Below are 17435 nucleotides of genomic sequence, written 5' to 3'. Positions count from 1 at the left end.
GGATTGAGCCAGTCGGCTCGACTTGATACTGCGTATTGTGCTCTAGATGGGGGCACGCGGCCCCGTTTCAATCCGCGCGGGATCACAGAACCGCGTTTTCCCGTCAAAACGGCTCACAAGAATCCGGACTGGGCCAGCTTTTCCAGGGTCAGGGTAGAGACACTGCTCTCCTCGCGCTTGCCCGTCATCAGCCGCTCCAGATAGCGGGCTATCTGGTCCACCTCGAGGTTGACCCGGTAGCCGGGTTTCCAGCGGGCGATGGTGGTCTCCTGGGCGGTGTGGGGCACGATGGTCAGCCGGAACAGATCCCCCTGAACCGCATTGACGGTGAGGCTGATGCCATCCACCGCAATCGACCCCTTCTCGGCGATGTAGCGGGAGAGCTCCCCCGGCGCCTTGATCCAGTATTCGATGGCGCGGCCGCTGGACGATTTGCTCTTCACCTCGCCGATGCCGTCCACGTGGCCGGAGACCAGGTGGCCGCCGAGGCGGGAGGTGGGCATCAACGCCTTCTCGAGGTTGACCGGATCACCCACCTTGGCGGCAGAAAAACCGGTGCGGGAGAGGGTCTCCAGGGAGACGTCGGCGGTGTAGCTGTGATCCCCGAGCGCCACCACGGTGAGGCAGACGCCGTTGGTAGCGATGGAGTCGCCCAGCTTGACGTCGCTGAAGTCCAGGGTCGGCGCGTGCACGGTGAGGGCCATGTCCTCCCCCTGGCGACGCAGCTCGACCAGGGTTCCCACCGCTTCGATAATTCCGGTAAACATGCAGATCACCTTGCTGATGACGGGGGCGACGGATGCCCCCGTGAACATTGAAAAATCAGGCTATTTTAGCAGTGATGCGAATATCCTGGCCAAGCATGCGCACATCCTTGAGGTTGAGTTTGGGGGCCTGGAACAGCCGGGTCAGCCCCGGCAGATGGAACAGGCCACGTCCCTCATCCCCCATCAGTTTGGGCGCTTGATAGAGCACCAGCTCGTCCACCAGCCCCTTCTCCAGCAGGGCGCCGCACAGCCGCGGCCCCGCCTCCACCAGTACCGAGTTGACGTTCTGTTTGGCCAGCAGCATGAAGAGGCTGACCAGATCCAGCTTGCCATCCAGCAGCGGCACCTCCAGCTGCTGCACCCAGGCGGGCCACTCACCGGATGCCTTGTGGCGGGCCAGCAGTACCGGGCTCTCGCTCTGGAACAGGGGCAGATCCGGGGTGAGCCGGTTTTGCGAATCCACGATGACCCGCAGTGGCTGGCGCAGGGTCTCTTTGGGATAGACCGCCTTGACCGAGGGAGGCAGCTCGTCCCAGCGCACGGTGAGGGAGGCGCCATCTGCCAGCACGGTCTCGGCGCTGGAGAGGACCGCATCGTGACGGGCCCGCAGTCGCTGCACGTCCCGGCGCGCCTCCGCAGAGGTGATCCACTGGCTCTCGCCACTCGCCATGGCGGTGCGACCATCCAGGCTCGCCCCCAGCTTGACCGTCACCAGCGGAAACGCGGTGCGCATCCGCTTGAAGAAACCGGGGTTGAGGGCCTCGGCTTCTGCGGCCAGCAGGCCGAAATCGGTCTTGATCCCCGCCTCGGAGAGCATCCGCAGGCCACGCCCGCCCACCTGGGGATTGGGATCCACCATGGCAGCCACCACCCGGGTCACCCCGGCCTTGATGAGCGCCTCGGCGCAGGGCGGCGTGCGACCATGATGGGAGCAGGGCTCCAGGGTCACATAGGCGGTGGCACCGCGGGCCTCTTCCCCTGCCGCGTGCAGAGCATAGACCTCGGCATGGGGCTCACCGGCCCGCTTGTGCCAGCCCTCCCCCACCACCACGCCGGCCTTCACCAGCACGGCGCCGACGCAGGGGTTGGGGGCCGTGGTGTAACGGCCGCGCCGGGCCAGTTCGAGGGCCCGGCTCATCCATTGGTAATCGTCTTGACTAAACATCCGGGCTCCTGTGTCCAGCAACCTGTCCCCCGTGGCACGGCCATCCGATGGGACAAGAAAATAGGGTGTACGCGCTTGCCGCACGCCTTCTCGGGCAGATCGGCCATGGCATCTGACGCCATGGCGACGGGCACACACATCGCAGGATGCGGCCGCACGCCCTCATACTTTTTCACCAGTGCAACGATGCGCTATCTGGATGTCTCACTGGTGTAACAACTGGCGCTGCCGCAACGGCAGCCCCTCTCTTATTCACATAGGGAGCGACAGGCCGACGTTACTTCTCCAGCTTGGCGATCTCTTCCCCGAATTCGCGAATGTCTTCAAAGCTGCGGTAGACGGAGGCAAAGCGGATGTAGGCCACCTTGTCCAGGCTCTTGAGCTCATCCATCACCAGATTGCCCACCAGCTGGGAGGCCACCTCCCGCTCACCGGTGGCCCGCAGGCGGGACTTGATGTGGTTGACCGCCTTCTCGATGGCCTCCATGCTCACCGGCCGCTTCTCCAGCGCCCGCAGAATGCCGGCACGCAGTTTGTCTTCGTTGAAGGGCTCGCGGGAGCCGTTGGACTTGATGACGCGGGGCATGACCAGTTCGGCCATTTCGAAGGTGGTAAAACGCTCGTGACAGAGCAGGCATTCGCGACGGCGGCGCACCTGATGGCCCTCGGCCACCAGACGGGAATCGATCACCTTGGTATCAACGGCACTACAGAAAGGGCAATGCATCTGACCTCCGGCGTGGATGAAAATGGGCGCGGGCCCCGGGGGCTGGCGCTAGGCCGGCCAGTGTAACACGGCCATCCAGAACCGGTAAAAGCCCATGAAAACAAGGGACAACCAGCCAGACCTTCGGGCAGGACTCAGTCGTCATAGGGCAACGCCTCGGGGTCGCAATCCTGGTAATCGGGGGCAGGATCCGCCGCGAACCGGCGAGCAGCCACATGGCTGTGACCCAGCATCAGCGCCTTGCCCACCCGGTGCATGCCATCCATCACCCGACCAGCGCTGTCCAGCAGGATGGGATAGGCGAGATCCGCCGCCATCATGAGCTGGCAATGCGCCACCACGCTGCGCACCGTGGGCGTGGCGTCGCCATGGCCGTACCAGTGGTCGCGGTCAAGCTCGGCAATCTCGCCGAGTGCCACCGCCTGCACCGGCAGGTTGCGGCTCAGCCGGATCAAGCGGCGCACATCCCAGGCCAGCAGCCCCTGTTCGCTGGCGCGAAAGTGGTACTGGGCGCGAACCGTCTGCCGCAGTGACGCCTCCAGCACGTCCTCTTCCATGTCATCGCACATGATCACCTCTGTCTCATCTTGCCAGACGCTGCAAAAAACAATGCCACCCGAGGGTGGCATTGGTCTTCAACCTGAAGGTCAGGCTGATTATGCGTAGACCGGGAAGCGGCGGCAGATGTCCAGCACCTTCTCGCGCACGGTCGCCAGCACTTCTTCGTTGTCGTGGCTGTCCAGCACGTCGCAGATCCAGTTGGCCAACTGGATGGACTCGGTTTCCTTGAAGCCGCGGCGGGTGATGGCCGGGGTGCCGATACGCACGCCGGAGGTCACGAACGGGGAACGCGGGTCGTTCGGTACGGAGTTCTTGTTGACGGTGATGTTGGCCTTGCCGAGGGCTGCGTCGGCATCTTTGCCGGTCAGCTCGCGACCGATCAGGTCAACCAGCATCAGATGGTTGTCGGTACCGCCGGAGACGATCTTGTAGCCGCGCTCGATAAAGGTCGCCGCCATGGCCTTGGCGTTCTTCACGACCTGGGCCTGGTAGGTCTTGAACTCGGGCTCCAGCGCTTCCTTGAAGGCCACAGCCTTGCCGGCGATGACGTGCATCAGCGGGCCGCCCTGACCACCCGGGAAGACGGCGGAGTTCAGCTTCTTGTACAGATCTTCGTCGTCGGCGGCGGAGAGGATCAGACCACCGCGCGGACCGGCCAGGGTCTTGTGGGTGGTGGAGGTGACCACGTGAGCATGGGGCACCGGGTTCGGGTAGACGCCGGCGGCAATCAGACCGGCCACGTGGGCCATGTCCACGAACAGGTAGGCACCGATCTTGTCGGCGATTTCGCGCATGCGGGCCCAGTCGACGATGCCGGAGTAGGCGGAGAAGCCGCCGATCATCATCTTCGGCTTGTGCTCAACGGCCAGGCGCTCCATCTCGTCGTAGTCGATCTTGCCGGACTCGTCGATGCCGTAGGGGATGATGTTGTACAGCTTGCCGGAGAAGTTGACGGGGGAGCCGTGGGTCAGGTGACCACCGTGGGCCAGGTTCATGCCGAGGACGGTGTCGCCCGGTTGCAGCAGGGCCATGTAGACGGCGCTGTTGGCCTGAGAGCCGGAGTGCGGCTGCACGTTGGCGTAGGTGGCACCGAACAGCTCTTTGGCGCGCTCGATGGCCAGGGTTTCAACCACATCCACATACTCGCAACCGCCGTAGTAACGCTTGGCCGGGTAGCCTTCGGCGTACTTGTTGGTCAACTGGGAGCCCTGGGCTTCCATGACGCGGGGGCTGGTGTAGTTCTCGGACGCAATCAGCTCGATGTGCTCTTCCTGACGACGGGTCTCGTCTGTGATGGCCTGCCACAGCTCTGGATCATAGCCGGCGATGGTCATGTCACGTTTCAACATCCGTTTATCTCCTGAAAATCGTTTGCGCGATAGGTGAAGTGGGCCCGCGCATTGTAACGTGAGCTGGATCAAAGAGACAGTCCAACCACCCAAAAAATTGTTTATAAAATGTAAAATACGTCGCAAATTTCGAATCCCGCCCCCTGGCTTCGCTCATCCCCCCGGCCTCCCCACACCAGCAATCCGGCTCCCGTCATCGTCCCCGCTTCCCGGGCAAGGTGATAGAAACCAGAGCCAGATCATGGATATAGCATTTACTAACAGATAACATCTTTAGGCCATGGGACATCTGCACGAGCGGGTGTCGCTTCCTGCCATCCCGGAACACAAGGGGAAACGCCATGATGGATCATCTGATGCTGTTCGTGATTGTCGCGGTCTTCGCTCTCTTCTACTGGGTCTACTACACCGGCAGCCGCAAGGGTGCCTGCACCGCCAACTGGGAGACACTTCCCACCCGGGAGCAGTACCTGGCGGCCCATCCCGGCGCCGCCGACGGGGATCTCATTTTCTGCATCCATTGCGGTCATCATCAGCAGCGGGAGGTCGGCCTGGTGCACCAGATGGATTACCGCCGCCAGCACATCTGCCCCCGTTGCAAGCAGGTGCTCTATCGCGTCGAGGAGTAGGTCGGCCTCCTCGTCGCCCACGGCGATCCCGCGATAGCGCCCCCCTCTCCTGGCGCTATCCGGCCAAAAGGCCCCATGAGTTTCCTTTATTTTTAAAGTCGTTAGAATCGGGGGCCATCAAGGCTCCCGATTGTCATCCACGGAGGAAAAATGCAGGAATTCATGGCGACCAGCGAACGCCGGGCCGAGCTTTACTGGTGGTTTTCCACCCTGTTTGCTGCCGAACTCAGTGATGCACAGATCGCTGAATACGACACCTATGACGTGCGCAGCTTCTTGAAGAGCCTCTCCACCCTCGATCCCATGCGCGAAGCCGTGGCCGAGCTCAACGACGCCATCGCCCGCCTGCTGGTGCGCCCCGAGCGCCAGACGGCCCTGGCCGCCGACTTTGCAGGCCTGTTCCTGAGCGCTCCCGGGCAGGGTGCCCTGCCCTACGAATCCCTCTACCGGGGCGAAGGCAAGCAGCTGATGCAGGCCCCCATGACCGAGATGCAGGCACGCCTCGATCGCCTCGGCATCAACGTCAGCGACAAATACAATGAGCCTGCCGATCATCTGGCCATCGAGCTGGATCTGATGGGCAGCCTCATCATCCGCGCCGCCGAGTCGACCACCGCCGACCAGCGCGAGGCGTGGCTTGGCGAGCAGGAGTCCCTGCTGCACGGTCACCTGCTGGGCTGGTTCGAGCGCTTCGAGCAGGCCTGCCGGGCCGCCGACACGTTTGGCTTCTACGGTGCCAGTGCCCGCCTGCTGGGGGTCTTCCTCAAGATGGACGCCAACTACCTCTCCCTGGTCAAACCGGCACCGTCCGCCGACTGAGCCCGGCATGAAGACAGCCCTGCTTCTTATCGCATGCTGGCTGCTGGCCCTGATCCCGCTGGATCAGGGTCTCACTCCCCTCGTGACTCTGCTGTTCAACCCGGACCGCGCGCTCTACGGCACCGCCCAGCTCACCGGCTTTGCCGGCATCCTGCTGACCCTCTACCTCGCCAATCTCGGGGTGGAAGTGGTGCTGCGTCGCCGCTTCCAGATAGCGGGCATGCTGGCCCTGCTCGCCGCCTGGACAGATTTCATCAACAGCAGCGGCACCGAGAGCCACTGGCTGGTGCTCTACACCATGGCGTTGCCGTTTCATCTGGTGGGCTGGCTGGTATTTGTTCGCGGGATCCAGGCGTTTGGCCGCCAGAAAGGCTGACAGCTCGTTGATTTCACACCCTTCTCACACTTTCTTTCTCTCCTGACACTTCCTGCCATACTGACACAGTCGTCCAAATGACAAAGCAATCAATTCAGGAGCCTCCATGGAAAAAGTGCTGCCCGAATCGGTTCCGACACGGCATTTGTCAGGCCCGCTCTCTCCCCACGAGTTGCAACAGCTGTTCGCCCAGGCGCCCGTCGGGATTGGAGTCTTCGATCACGAATTCAGGTGTCGCGACGTCAACGGACGCTTTGCCGAACTGACCGGCCTCGCGCGGGCAGAGCACCCGGGCAAGACGCTGTTCGACATTGTCCCTGCCCAGACTCCCCAGCTGCTCCCGCTGTTTCAGCAACTGCGGCAAGGTCCCCCCCGATGCACATTTGAGGTGGAAATGGTCGGTCTCTCCCGCGCGCCCTCCCCGGCACGCTGGCAAGTGAGCGTCAGCTCCGTACTGGATGAGGACGGCTCCTTCAGCGGCATCTTCCTCGTGATGAGGGAATCCGCGCAGACAGGCCCCCACCTCGACGCACCCGCGTCCCCCGGCCTGCAGGAGATGACCCACCGCCATGCACTGCGTCTCTATCAGGCCGAAGCCCGCTTGCAGCACCTCTCCTATTACGATCCCCTCACCGATCTCGGCAATCGCCATCTGCTGCAAGAGCGCCTCACCCTGGAGATAGAGACGGCCAGGGTGAACCACCACGTCCTGGCGCTGCTGTTCATCGATCTCGACGGCTTCAAGCTCATCAACGACAACCTGGGGCACAGTGCCGGCGATCTGCTGCTCAAGCTGTCGGCAGACCGCATTCGCCACTGTCTGCGCCCCGGAGACATCGCCATCCGGCTGGGGGCAGACGAATTTCTGGTGTTGCTGCCCGCCATCAGGGAGACCCAGGATCTGCTGGGTCTCATCGAGGGGTTGCAACGCAGGCTGCACGATCCCGCCGACATCGGCCAGGAGCGGGTGAGGCTCTCCGCCAGCATCGGCGTCTCCCTCTATCCGGAGCATGGCCAGACCCCGGACAGCCTCATCAGCGCGGCGGACAACGCCATGCATGAAGCCAAGCGCCGTGGCCGCAACGGCTATCTGTTCCACTCCCCCGACATGACGGCACAGACCAGGGAGCGGATGCTGCTGGAGCAGGGACTGCTCAAGGCCATTGAGCAGCAACAGTTCCGCCTACTCTACCAACCCATGACGGATCTGGCGGATGGTCATCTCAGCGGCCTGGAGGCCCTGATCCGCTGGCAGCATCCCAGCCTTGGCATGATATCCCCGGACCGTTTCATTCCGGTGGCAGAGGAGTGCGGTCTCATCGAACCGCTGGGCGAATGGGTTATGCGCACCGCCTGCCGGCAAGGACAGCAGTGGCTGGCCGAAGGGCTCGCCGTGCCCAGACTCTCGGTCAATGTGTCGGTCAGGGAGATGCGCTCCCACGACTACGTGGAGCGGGTGACAGCCATTCTGGCCGAGACCGGTTTTCCTGCCGAGCGGCTGGAGGTCGAGGTGACCGAGAGCATCATCCAGAGCGTGGATCACAGTCTGCGGCTCTTCACCCGTCTCAAGGCCCTGGGGGTGCAGATCGCCATCGACGACTTCGGCACCGGTTTCTCCTCCCTGAGCCTGCTCAGGAGCCTGCCCATCGATCGCATCAAGATAGACAGGGCCTTCGTCCAGGCGTTGCCCGACGACAAGCACAGCCGCGAGCTGTGCCGTACCATAGTCCAGCTGGCCAGCTCCCTCGGCATGGCCGTCACGGCGGAAGGGATAGAAACCCAGCCCCAGCGCCAGTTCCTGCAATCCCTGCATTGCGAGGAGGGACAGGGCTACCTGTTCAGCCATCCTCTGCCAGAACCCCACCTGCCTTCCCTGCTCCCCGTCCGCCATTGAGCCTTGGCCGCGCCACCACGAAAGCAAAGAAGGGAGCCCATGGCTCCCTTCTTTGCCCTCAACGTGTCCTCTCACCTGCTATCTTCGTCGCTATCCAAAAGTCTAATTGCCCTCGGGAACCAAAGGTATAAGTTGTTACTCAATCATTAAGAAAATGTATTCACAGGAGTGAGAGATGAGCGAGAGCAAGGTCTACCCGGTCAAGGCCCACATCGGCAACGGCGCCCTGCTGGACAAGGAAGGTTATGAAGCCATGTATCAGGCGTCGGTGCAGGATCCGGACGCCTTCTGGGGGGAGCAGGGCAAGATCCTCGACTGGATGACCCCCTACACCCGCGTCAAGAACACCTCCTACGATCCGGGCCACGTCTCCATCAAGTGGTTTGAGGATGGTCTGCTCAACGTCTCGGCCAACTGCCTGGATCGCCATCTGAGCGAGCGCGGCGACAAGGTCGCCATCATCTGGGAAGGGGACAACCCGGCCGAAGATCGCAAGATCACCTATCGCGAACTGCACGCCGAAGTATGCAAGTTTGCCAACGTGCTCAAAGCCCAGGGGGTCAAGCGTGGCCACATGGTCTGCCTTTATATGCCCATGGTGCCGGAGGCGGCCATCGCCATGCTGGCCTGTACCCGCATCGGGGCCGTGCACAGCATCGTCTTCGGCGGCTTCTCGCCGGAGGCGCTCTCGGGCCGCATCATCGACTCCGGCGCCTCCGTCGTCATCACCGCCGATGAGGGGTTGCGAGGCGGTCGCCCCATCCCCCTCAAGAAGAACGTGGATGAGGCCCTTACCCACCCGGATACCAAGGTCAGCAAGGTGATCGTCCTCAAGCGCACCGGTGGCAACGTGGCCTGGCACGAGCACAGAGACATCTGGTGGCATGATGCGGTCAACGCCGCCAGCCCGGATTGTCCACCCGAAGCCATGGGCGCCGAAGATCCCCTGTTCGTGCTCTACACCTCCGGCTCCACCGGCAAACCCAAGGGTGTGCTGCACACCACGGGCGGCTATCTGGTCTATGCCGCCCTCACCTTCAAATACGTGTTCGATTACCACGAAGAGGACATATACTGGTGTACCGCCGACGTGGGCTGGGTCACCGGTCACTCCTATCTGGTCTACGGGCCACTGGCCAACGGCGCCACCACCGTCATGTTCGAAGGGGTGCCCAATTACCCGGCCACCAACCGCATGAGTCAGGTGGTGGACAAACACCAGGTCACCATCCTCTATACCGCCCCCACCGCCATTCGCGCACTGATGGCCAAGGGCAAGGAGGCTGTCGAAGGCACTTCCCGCACCAGCCTGCGCATCATGGGGTCGGTGGGTGAACCCATCAACCCGGAAGCCTGGGAGTGGTACTACCGCACCATCGGCGACGAGCGCTGCCCCATCGTCGACACCTGGTGGCAGACCGAGACCGGCGGCATCCTCATCACTCCGCTGCCCGGCGTCACCGCGCTCAAGCCCGGCTCGGCCACTCGTCCCTTCTTCGGAGTACAGCCTGCTCTGGTGGACAACCTGGGTGAGCCGCTGGAAGGCGCCACCGAGGGCAACCTGGTGATCACCGACTCCTGGCCCGGCCAGATGCGTACCGTGTTCGGCGATCACGAGCGCTTCGAGCAGACCTACTTCTCCACCTTCCCGGGTCGCTACTTCACCGGCGACGGTGCCCGTCGCGACGAGGACGGCTACTACTGGATCACCGGCCGGGTGGATGATGTACTCAACGTCTCCGGCCACCGCATGGGCACCGCCGAAATCGAGTCCGCTCTGGTGGCCCATCCGAAGATCGCCGAAGCGGCGGTGGTGGGTGTTCCCCACGAGATCAAGGGACAGGGCATCTACGCCTATGTCACCCTGATCGCCGGGGAAGAGCCGAGCCGCGAGCTGCACAAGGAAGTGAAGGAGTGGGTGCGCAAGGAGATTGGCGCCATCGCGACCCCGGACGTGATCCACTGGGCCGAAGGGCTGCCCAAGACCCGATCCGGCAAGATCATGCGGCGTATCTTGCGCAAGATCGCCACCGGCGAAACCGACAGCCTGGGGGATATCTCCACCCTGGCGGATCCGGGGGTCGTGGACAAGCTGATCCGCGAGAAGTCGGAAGCGGCGTGAGTCTCTTCCCCACGTCAACAGAGCCGGCCACGTGCCGGCTTTGTTGTCTTCGGGATCCGGACAGGGCAGAGTTCGGTGGCAGGCAGGGCTTGCGGGCAAATCAGGCCAATAAATAGCCAGATGTAGAGATTAGACCAGTAAAATGCTGCTAATTTTCACGAAATCAATATAATTGCGAAATCTGTGTGTCAGGGCACACCGATTTGTGCAAAAATTGGCTAGATTTTTGGTAGTCCAAAGATAGCTGATAGATAGCAGCATAATCATCGAGGATGTACTCAATATGTCGCAACATCACCGAATCCTCCTGCTTAACGGCCCCAATCTGAATCTGCTGGGCAAGCGGGAACCGGGAATCTACGGCAGCAAGACGCTCGATGAGATCGTCGCCGATCTGACGCGCAGCGCCAGCGAACTCGGTGTCACCCTGGAACATCTGCAATCCAATGCCGAACACGAGCTGATCGGCCGCATCCATCAGGCCATGGGCCAGGTGGATTTCATCATCATCAATCCCGCCGCCTTCACCCATACCAGCGTTGCCCTGCGCGATGCCCTGCTGGGTGTGGCCATCCCCTTTATCGAGGTTCACCTGTCAAACGTTCATGCCAGGGAGCCCTTCCGTCATCATTCCTATCTGTCTGATGTCGCCAAGGGGGTGATCTGCGGGTTGGGTGCCGATGGTTACCAATTCGCTTTAACCGCGGCCGTGCATCAGTTGCGCGCGGCTTGATAATCACTGATCAGATAAAGAAGAAAGAGAATGCTAATGGATATCCGCAAAATCAAGAAGCTGATTGAACTGGTTGAAGAGTCCGGCATCGCCGAGCTGGAAATCTCCGAAGGGGAAGAGTCCGTTCGCATCAGCCGTAATTTCTCCGGCCAGGTTAGCGTTGCCCCGCAGATGATCATGCCCCAGGCCGCAGCTCAGGTTGCCGCACCGGTTGCCGCTGCTCCGGCAGCAGCCGCTGCGCCTGCTGCCGATGCCGCCCCGAGCGGTCATCTGATGCGCTCCCCCATGGTGGGCTCCTTCTACCGCTCCTCCAGCCCGGAAGCCAAGCCGTTCGTGGAAGTCGGTCAGCACGTCAATGTCGGCGACACCCTGTGCATCGTCGAAGCCATGAAAATGATGAACCAAATCGAGTCTGACAAGGCCGGCGTGATCAAAGCGATCCTGGTTGAAAATGGTCAGGCCGTCGAGTTTGACGAGCCGCTGTTCATCATCGAATAAGGGAAAATGCCACCCATGTTGGACAAAGTAGTCATCGCCAACCGCGGTGAAATTGCCCTGCGGATCCTGCGCGCCTGCAAAGAGCTCGGGATCAAGACAGTGGCCGTTCACTCCACTGCCGATCGGGAGCTCAAGCATGTGCTCCTGGCGGACGAAACCATCTGCATCGGCAAACCTGCCAGCGGTGAGTCCTACCTCAATGTGCCGGCCATCATCGCCGCCGCCGAGGTGACCGGTGCCGTCGCCATCCACCCGGGCTACGGCTTCCTCTCCGAGAATGCCGACTTCGCCGAAGTGGTCGAGAAATCCGGCTTCATCTTCATCGGCCCGCGCGCCGAGACCATTCGCCTGATGGGTGACAAGGTCTCTGCCATCGAGGCGATGAAGAAGGCGGGCGTGCCCTGCGTACCCGGCTCCGACGGCCCGGTGGACAACGATGCCAAGCGCAACGCCGCCATCGCCAAGCGGATCGGGTATCCGGTGATCATCAAGGCCGCCGGTGGCGGTGGTGGTCGCGGCATGCGCGTGGTGCGCAACGAGGCCGAACTGGCCTCCGCCATCGCGCTGACCAAATCCGAAGCGGGCCAGTTCTTCAAGAACGACATGGTCTACATGGAGAAGTACCTGGAGAACCCGCGCCACATCGAGATCCAGGTGCTGGCTGACGGTCAGGGTACCGCCCTCTATCTGGGTGAGCGGGACTGCTCCATGCAGCGCCGTCACCAGAAGGTCGTGGAAGAGGCGCCGGCCCCCGGCATCACCGACGAGATGCGCAAGTTCATCGGTGAGCGCTGTGTGCGCGCCTGTCTCGAGATCGGCTACCGCGGTGCGGGTACCTTCGAGTTCCTGTACGAGAACGGCGAGTTCTATTTCATCGAGATGAACACCCGTATCCAGGTGGAGCATCCGGTCACCGAGATGGTCACCGGCGTCGACCTCATCAAGGAGCAGCTGCGCATTGCCGCCGGTCAGCCCCTGTCGATCACCCAGCAGGACATCCGCATCCGTGGCCACGCCATCGAGTGCCGGATCAATGCCGAAGATCCGGCCACCTTCCTGCCCTCTCCCGGTCTCATCCAGCGCTTCCACGCGCCGGGCGGCCTGGGCGTGCGCTGGGAATCCCACATCTATGCGGGTTACAAGGTCCCCCCCTACTACGACTCCATGATCGGCAAGCTGATCTGCTACGGGGAGAACCGCGACGTGGCCATCGCCCGCATGCGTCACTCCCTCGACGAGCTGGTGGTGGAAGGGATCAAGACCAACATCGCCCTGCAAAAAGAGATCATGAAGGACGAAAACTTCCAGCACGGTGGCACCAACATCCACTACCTGCACAAGAAGTTGGGTCTGTAATGGCTTGAGGCCCGACCCATTGAGCACGGTGGCAGCACAGAACAGCCACCACCTGCACAAGAAGTCGGGTCTGTAATGGCTTGAGGCCCGACCCATTGAGCACGGTGGCAGCACAGAACAGCCACCACCTGCACAAGAAGTCGGGTCTGCAAAGACCCCTTTCATCGGGATATTGCGCGATCCACCCGGATCGCCAACGTAAAAAAGGGCCATGGCGACATGGCCCTTTTTTGTTATTCTTGCGCCCCGCTCACTCGTCGGAGGCCACAGTGAACCGTTTCGCACTCGCCCGTCGGGAAGCAGCCTTCTGCCTGCTGCTGACCCTGCTCTACTTTGTCGCCTGGTATGGCTCGGCTTATTTCATCCCCGAGGATCTCGAGCTGTGGGACCTGCCTCTCTGGTTCCTGCTCAGTTGCATCCTGATGCCCCTGCTGTTCATCGGCCTCTGCGCCCTCATGGTGGATCGCCTGTTCGTCGATATTCCCCTGGATAGCGAGGTACCACCCCATGAATCTTGAGCTGATGCTGCCGCTCTGCATCTACCTGGTGCTGGTACTGGGGGTCGGTTTCTGGGCCAGTCGCCACCGGACCGGCGGCAACTTCATGCAGGAGTACTTCATCGGCAACCGCAGCATGGGGGGGCTGGTGCTCGCCATGACCCTGGTGGCCACTTATACCTCTGCATCGTCCTTCATCGGCGGGCCGGGTGCCGCCTACAAGGTCGGCCTCGGCTGGGTGCTACTGGCGATGATCCAGCTGCCCACCGTCTGGCTCACCCTGGGGGTGCTTGGCAAGAAGTTCGCCATCATCGCCCGCCGGGTCAACGCGGTGACCATCAACGACATGCTGTGGGCCCGCTACCAGAGCAGGGCGGTGGTCGTGCTGGGTTCGGTCACCATCATCCTCGCCTTCATCGCCACCATGGTGGTGCAGTTCATCGGCGGCGCCCGCCTGCTGGAAACGGCGACCGGCCTCAGCTATCAGCAGGGGCTCTTCCTGTTTGCCAGTTGCGTGCTGCTCTACACGGTGATCGGCGGCTTTCGCGCCGTGGTGATGACGGATGCCCTGCAGGGCATTGTGATGCTCATCGGCACTGGCGCCCTGCTGGCGGGCATCCTCATCGCCGGTGACGGGTTGCCGAATCTTGTCCACCAGCTCAAGGAGATAGATCCCAAGCTGGTGAGCCCCCAGGGGGCCGGCGACATGCTGACCCAGCCCTTCATGCTGAGCTTCTGGGTGCTGGTCTGCATCGGGGTGGTGGGCTTGCCCCACTCGGCGCTGCGCTGCTTTGGCTACCGGGACAGCAAGGCGCTGCACCGGGGCATCCTCATCGGCACCATCGTCTGCGCCCTGCTGATGTTCGGCATGCACCTGGCCGGGGCACTGGGCCGCGCCATCCTGCCCGGCATGGACAGCCCGGACAAGATCATGCCCTCCCTGATGATGGAGGTGCTCCCCCCCTGGCTGGCGGGGGTCTTCCTGGCCGCCCCCATGGCGGCCATCATGTCCACCATCGACTCCCAGCTGATCCAGGCCTCCGCCACCCTGGTGAAAGATCTCTACCTCAATTACCTCAACCCCAGGCAGGAGAAGCTGGAGGTCCGGGTGCCGCGCCTCTCCCTGCTCTGCACCCTGATCCTGGGTACCCTGGTGCTGCTGGCGGCGCTCCAGCCCCCCGAGATGATCATCTGGCTCAACCTGCTCGCCTTCGGCGGCCTGCAGGCGGTCTTCCTCTGGCCCCTGGTGCTCGGCCTCTACTGGTCCAGGGCCAACGGCCCGGGAGCCCTGGCCAGCATGGTCTGCGGCATCCTCTGTTACGGTACCTTGAGCCAGTGGGGGATCAAGGTGGCCGGTCTGCACGCCATCGTCCCGAGCCTGGCCCTCGGCCTGGCGGCCTTTGTCCTGGTCAGCCTGCTCACTCCTGCCCCGGATCAGCGTGTCCGTCGATTGTTTGATCAAAATTAAGAAAAGGATCAATAAAGGAAGGCTCGCCTATTCCCAAATGGGGGCTCACGGGTAAAATGTGCGCCACGTCACAAATACCGTGCCCCCATGCCAGTCCAGAACGCCAGAAAGATCCTGACCCAGTCCCTGCAGCGCCTCGGCTATGCCCTGTTGCTGCCCGTCTCCATTCTGCCCCTGGCCGCCCTGCTCCACCGGCTCGGCCAACCGGACGTGCTGGATCTCGCCGTGCTCTCCCTCGCCGGTCGCGCCCTCTTCAGCCAGATGCCGCTCATCTATGCGGTGGCCATCGCCTTCGGGTTGAGTCGCCAGGGGCAAGGAGCCCAGGCGCTCGCCGGTGCGGTCAACTTCCTGCTGCTGAGCTCGGCGCTGGGCACCCTGGTGCCCGGGCTGCATGCGGACATGATCTGCGGCCTGCTGGCCGGGCTCGTCACCGCCATGGTCTGCTCCCGGGCCCGCGCTCTGCGGCTGCCGGGCTGGTTGCGCCCCCTGCAGGAAGATCTGCCGGGCATGTTGCTCTCGGCGCTGGCCTGCCTGCTGCTGGTGCTTCCCCTCTCCATCCTCTGGCCGCTGCTGGAACAGGGGCTAACCCTCCTCGCCTCCGATCTGCTCACCACGCCATTTGGCGCCTTCTGCTACGGCGTGCTGAACCGGCTGCTGATCCCCCTCGGCCTGCACCAGGTGCTGGGCAGCCTCATCGGGCTCGGGGAGAGCAACCTGCAAGCCCTCTCGACCGCCCAGCCGCTGCATGAAGGCTATGTGGCCGGGCTCTATCCGGTCATCATGTTCGGCCTGCCCGGCGCCTGTTTTGCCATCTGGATCCATCGCCAGCGGATGCAGCAACTGCCCCAGGGAGGGCTGCTGCTCACCCTGGCGCTCACCTCGGCACTAGTGGGCATCACGGAGCCCATCGAGTTCCTGTTTGCCTTCACCGCTCCCTGGCTGTTTCTCGCCCATGCCCTGCTGACCGGGCTGTCGCTGGCCATCTGCAGCGGGCTCGACATCCAGGTGGGCAGCTACTTTTCTGCCGGATTGCTGGATCTGGTGCTGAGCTACCACGCCGGTCTGCACAGCTTCTGGCTCATCCCCCTGGGCATCCTCTTCTTCGTCGTCTATGCCCTGCTCTTCTCCCGGCTGCTGGAACACGCCCCCCTCAGTCTGCCCGGCAAGTCCATCGCCGAGGATCTCTCCCGGCTCGCGACCGTGGCCCCCACCGATCCCCAGATGCTGGCTATCCAGTACCTCAAGATGCTGGGGGGCATGGACAACCTGCAGGCCATGAGCGTCTGCCTGACCCGCCTCAGCCTGCGGGTTCGCGACATGGCGCTGGTGGATCAATCCTGCCTGGCCAGACTGGGTTGCCTCTCCTGGATCGTGCTGAACGAACATCAGCTGGTGCTGGTACTCGGCCCCCATGCCGGCCTCATCGAAGGGCAGATCCGCATGCTGGCGGAACGCCAGTCGGTCCCGCTCGGTCTCGAACCGGCTCAGGCTCCCCTTGGCCAGCACCAGTGATCAGGCAAAGGGAAGACGTTCGGCCACGAAGTCCATCAGGCTGCGAAGGGCGGGGGCCAGGTGTTCCCGGCTCGGGTAGATGAGATAGAAGGGGTTCACCGGAACCAGGAGATCCGGCAGCACCTTGAGCAGTCGCCCCGCCGCCAGATCGTCGCCGCAGACATGGGCTGGCAGCAGGGCAATCCCCCCGTCATGGAGTGCCAGCTCCCGCAGCGCCAGCAGGCTGTTGCTCTGGCAGGCCCCGCGAGGGCGCCAGCCCCCCTCCTGCAATGGCCACACCGGCAAGGAGCCATGTACCAGGCAGGCGTGTCCGGCCAGCTCCGAGAGCTGGAGCGGCGTCCCGTTGGCCGCCAGGTAACCGGGAGATGCCACCAGATGGCGCGCCACCTGGCCGATGCGCCGGCAGATGAGGCTGGAATCTTTCAGCGGCGCTGCCCGCAGCGCCAGATCGTAACCTTCCCCCACCAGATCCAGCTGTTCATCGCAAAGGGTCAGCTCCAGCACCACCTCGGGGTAGAGGGCGCGAAATTCGGCCAGTATCCGACCAAGCAGCAAGGTTCCCGTGGCTTCGGGAGCAGTGATCCGCACCCGCCCTCCAGGAGCCGCGCGCAACCGCGCCATCGCCAGATTGGCACTGCGTGCCAGTGCCAGCAGCTCCTGACAATGGGTCACATAGACCTCCCCCTGGGGCGTCAGGCTGAGCCTGCGGGTGGTGCGTTGCAGCAACCTCACCCCGAGCCGGGATTCAAGGCGCGAGATCTTCTGGCTCACCGAGGACTTGGGCATGCCGAGCACCTCGGCCGCCCCGGTGAAGCTCCCCTGCTCCACCACGGTGGCGAACAGCCCCATCAACTCCAGTTCGATATTGTTCATATATTCAAACAGTCTTTACCAATTACCCATCTTAATCTTGATAATCATCCAGACTAGAGTGAGTGGCAATCCCGAACACTGCTATTTGA

General features: G+C 62.8%; 17 protein-coding genes. 11 read left to right on the top strand and 6 right to left on the bottom strand.

Annotated elements, in window-relative coordinates; all coding sequences use genetic code 11:
* Positions 1-113: 113 nt before the first annotated feature.
* The 5 genes from AB5Y93_RS00220 to glyA form a co-directional block, all read right to left on the bottom strand.
* Positions 114-767 carry a riboflavin synthase gene (locus AB5Y93_RS00220; protein WP_324034849.1) on the bottom strand — a complete coding sequence of 218 codons (654 nt, stop codon included), beginning with the start codon at positions 765-767 and terminating at the stop codon, positions 114-116.
* Between the two features lie 55 nt (positions 768-822).
* Positions 823-1932, bottom strand: coding sequence for a bifunctional diaminohydroxyphosphoribosylaminopyrimidine deaminase/5-amino-6-(5-phosphoribosylamino)uracil reductase RibD (gene ribD, locus AB5Y93_RS00215; protein ID WP_010675394.1), 1110 nt, complete (start codon positions 1930-1932; stop codon positions 823-825).
* 277 nt (positions 1933-2209) lie between these two features.
* Positions 2210-2659: a transcriptional regulator NrdR gene (nrdR, locus tag AB5Y93_RS00210; RefSeq protein WP_010675395.1), complete on the bottom strand. Its 450-nt coding sequence runs from the start codon at positions 2657-2659 to the stop codon at positions 2210-2212.
* 134 nt (positions 2660-2793) lie between these two features.
* Entirely contained in the window at positions 2794-3228 is a 435-nt protein-coding gene (locus AB5Y93_RS00205; RefSeq protein ID WP_052224829.1) for a hypothetical protein, read from the bottom strand.
* Between the two features lie 87 nt (positions 3229-3315).
* The gene (gene glyA / locus AB5Y93_RS00200; RefSeq protein ID WP_368228613.1) at positions 3316-4569 is read right to left on the bottom strand and encodes a serine hydroxymethyltransferase; all 1254 of its coding nucleotides are present in this window, start codon (positions 4567-4569) and stop codon (positions 3316-3318) included.
* 341 nt (positions 4570-4910) lie between these two features.
* Between glyA and AB5Y93_RS00195 the strand changes: the two genes are divergently transcribed.
* From AB5Y93_RS00195 to AB5Y93_RS00145, 11 genes are all read left to right on the top strand, one after another.
* Positions 4911-5198: a hypothetical protein gene (locus tag AB5Y93_RS00195; RefSeq protein WP_069652090.1), complete on the top strand. Its 288-nt coding sequence runs from the start codon at positions 4911-4913 to the stop codon at positions 5196-5198.
* A gap of 150 nt (positions 5199-5348) precedes the next feature.
* Positions 5349-6017 carry a molecular chaperone TorD gene (gene torD / locus AB5Y93_RS00190; protein WP_039040303.1) on the top strand — a complete coding sequence of 223 codons (669 nt, stop codon included), beginning with the start codon at positions 5349-5351 and terminating at the stop codon, positions 6015-6017.
* Positions 6018-6024: 7 nt separating this feature from the next.
* A complete protein-coding gene (locus AB5Y93_RS00185; protein ID WP_368228612.1) occupies positions 6025-6393 on the top strand; it encodes a hypothetical protein in 369 nt (122 codons plus the stop codon).
* A 106-nt stretch (positions 6394-6499) separates the two neighbouring features.
* Positions 6500-8287, top strand: coding sequence for an EAL domain-containing protein (locus AB5Y93_RS00180; protein WP_368228611.1), 1788 nt, complete (start codon positions 6500-6502; stop codon positions 8285-8287).
* 175 nt (positions 8288-8462) lie between these two features.
* Entirely contained in the window at positions 8463-10409 is a 1947-nt protein-coding gene (gene acs, locus AB5Y93_RS00175) for an acetate--CoA ligase (protein ID WP_336591950.1), read from the top strand.
* A gap of 283 nt (positions 10410-10692) precedes the next feature.
* Positions 10693-11142 carry a type II 3-dehydroquinate dehydratase gene (gene aroQ / locus AB5Y93_RS00170; RefSeq protein ID WP_039040307.1) on the top strand — a complete coding sequence of 150 codons (450 nt, stop codon included), beginning with the start codon at positions 10693-10695 and terminating at the stop codon, positions 11140-11142.
* Positions 11143-11178: 36 nt separating this feature from the next.
* Positions 11179-11640 carry an acetyl-CoA carboxylase biotin carboxyl carrier protein gene (accB, locus tag AB5Y93_RS00165; RefSeq protein WP_010675405.1) on the top strand — a complete coding sequence of 154 codons (462 nt, stop codon included), beginning with the start codon at positions 11179-11181 and terminating at the stop codon, positions 11638-11640.
* A gap of 15 nt (positions 11641-11655) precedes the next feature.
* Positions 11656-12996 (top strand): acetyl-CoA carboxylase biotin carboxylase subunit, encoded by a 1341-nt coding sequence (gene accC, locus AB5Y93_RS00160; protein ID WP_010675406.1) that lies wholly within the window; start codon positions 11656-11658, stop codon positions 12994-12996.
* Between the two features lie 269 nt (positions 12997-13265).
* The gene (locus tag AB5Y93_RS00155; protein WP_039040309.1) at positions 13266-13514 is read left to right on the top strand and encodes a YhdT family protein; all 249 of its coding nucleotides are present in this window, start codon (positions 13266-13268) and stop codon (positions 13512-13514) included.
* Positions 13504-14961: a sodium/pantothenate symporter gene (panF, locus tag AB5Y93_RS00150; RefSeq protein ID WP_042014456.1), complete on the top strand. Its 1458-nt coding sequence runs from the start codon at positions 13504-13506 to the stop codon at positions 14959-14961. The genes AB5Y93_RS00155 and panF overlap by 11 nt, the downstream gene beginning before the upstream one ends.
* A gap of 87 nt (positions 14962-15048) precedes the next feature.
* Entirely contained in the window at positions 15049-16473 is a 1425-nt protein-coding gene (locus tag AB5Y93_RS00145) for a PTS transporter subunit EIIC (protein WP_316287058.1), read from the top strand.
* Here AB5Y93_RS00145 and AB5Y93_RS00140 read toward each other — a convergent pair whose 3' ends face one another.
* A complete protein-coding gene (locus tag AB5Y93_RS00140) occupies positions 16474-17346 on the bottom strand; it encodes a LysR family transcriptional regulator (RefSeq protein ID WP_227263457.1) in 873 nt (290 codons plus the stop codon).
* Positions 17347-17435 lie beyond the last annotated feature (89 nt).

It is taken from the genome of Aeromonas sp. R10-1 (assembly GCF_040908465.1).
Taxonomy (GTDB): Bacteria; Pseudomonadota; Gammaproteobacteria; order Enterobacterales; family Aeromonadaceae; genus Aeromonas; species Aeromonas caviae.
The sequence above is the reverse complement of the archived record's forward strand: the minus strand, read 5'-3'. Positions and strand labels throughout refer to the sequence as shown.

Excerpts from the sequence above, each read along its gene's own strand:
- AB5Y93_RS00220 (WP_324034849.1), bottom strand. The coding sequence starts at position 767 with ATGTTTACCGGAATTATCGAAGCGGTGGGAACCCTGGTCGAGCTGCGT.
- ribD (WP_010675394.1), bottom strand. The coding sequence starts at position 1,932 with ATGTTTAGTCAAGACGATTACCAATGGATGAGCCGGGCCCTCGAACTG.
- nrdR (WP_010675395.1), bottom strand. The coding sequence starts at position 2,659 with ATGCATTGCCCTTTCTGTAGTGCCGTTGATACCAAGGTGATCGATTCC.
- AB5Y93_RS00205 (WP_052224829.1), bottom strand. The coding sequence starts at position 3,228 with ATGTGCGATGACATGGAAGAGGACGTGCTGGAGGCGTCACTGCGGCAG.
- glyA (WP_368228613.1), bottom strand. The coding sequence starts at position 4,569 with ATGTTGAAACGTGACATGACCATCGCCGGCTATGATCCAGAGCTGTGG.
- AB5Y93_RS00195 (WP_069652090.1), top strand. The coding sequence starts at position 4,911 with ATGATGGATCATCTGATGCTGTTCGTGATTGTCGCGGTCTTCGCTCTC.
- torD (WP_039040303.1), top strand. The coding sequence starts at position 5,349 with ATGCAGGAATTCATGGCGACCAGCGAACGCCGGGCCGAGCTTTACTGG.
- AB5Y93_RS00185 (WP_368228612.1), top strand. The coding sequence starts at position 6,025 with ATGAAGACAGCCCTGCTTCTTATCGCATGCTGGCTGCTGGCCCTGATC.
- AB5Y93_RS00180 (WP_368228611.1), top strand. The coding sequence starts at position 6,500 with ATGGAAAAAGTGCTGCCCGAATCGGTTCCGACACGGCATTTGTCAGGC.
- acs (WP_336591950.1), top strand. The coding sequence starts at position 8,463 with ATGAGCGAGAGCAAGGTCTACCCGGTCAAGGCCCACATCGGCAACGGC.
- aroQ (WP_039040307.1), top strand. The coding sequence starts at position 10,693 with ATGTCGCAACATCACCGAATCCTCCTGCTTAACGGCCCCAATCTGAAT.
- accB (WP_010675405.1), top strand. The coding sequence starts at position 11,179 with ATGGATATCCGCAAAATCAAGAAGCTGATTGAACTGGTTGAAGAGTCC.
- accC (WP_010675406.1), top strand. The coding sequence starts at position 11,656 with ATGTTGGACAAAGTAGTCATCGCCAACCGCGGTGAAATTGCCCTGCGG.
- panF (WP_042014456.1), top strand. The coding sequence starts at position 13,504 with ATGAATCTTGAGCTGATGCTGCCGCTCTGCATCTACCTGGTGCTGGTA.
- AB5Y93_RS00145 (WP_316287058.1), top strand. The coding sequence starts at position 15,049 with ATGCCAGTCCAGAACGCCAGAAAGATCCTGACCCAGTCCCTGCAGCGC.
- AB5Y93_RS00140 (WP_227263457.1), bottom strand. The coding sequence starts at position 17,346 with ATGAACAATATCGAACTGGAGTTGATGGGGCTGTTCGCCACCGTGGTG.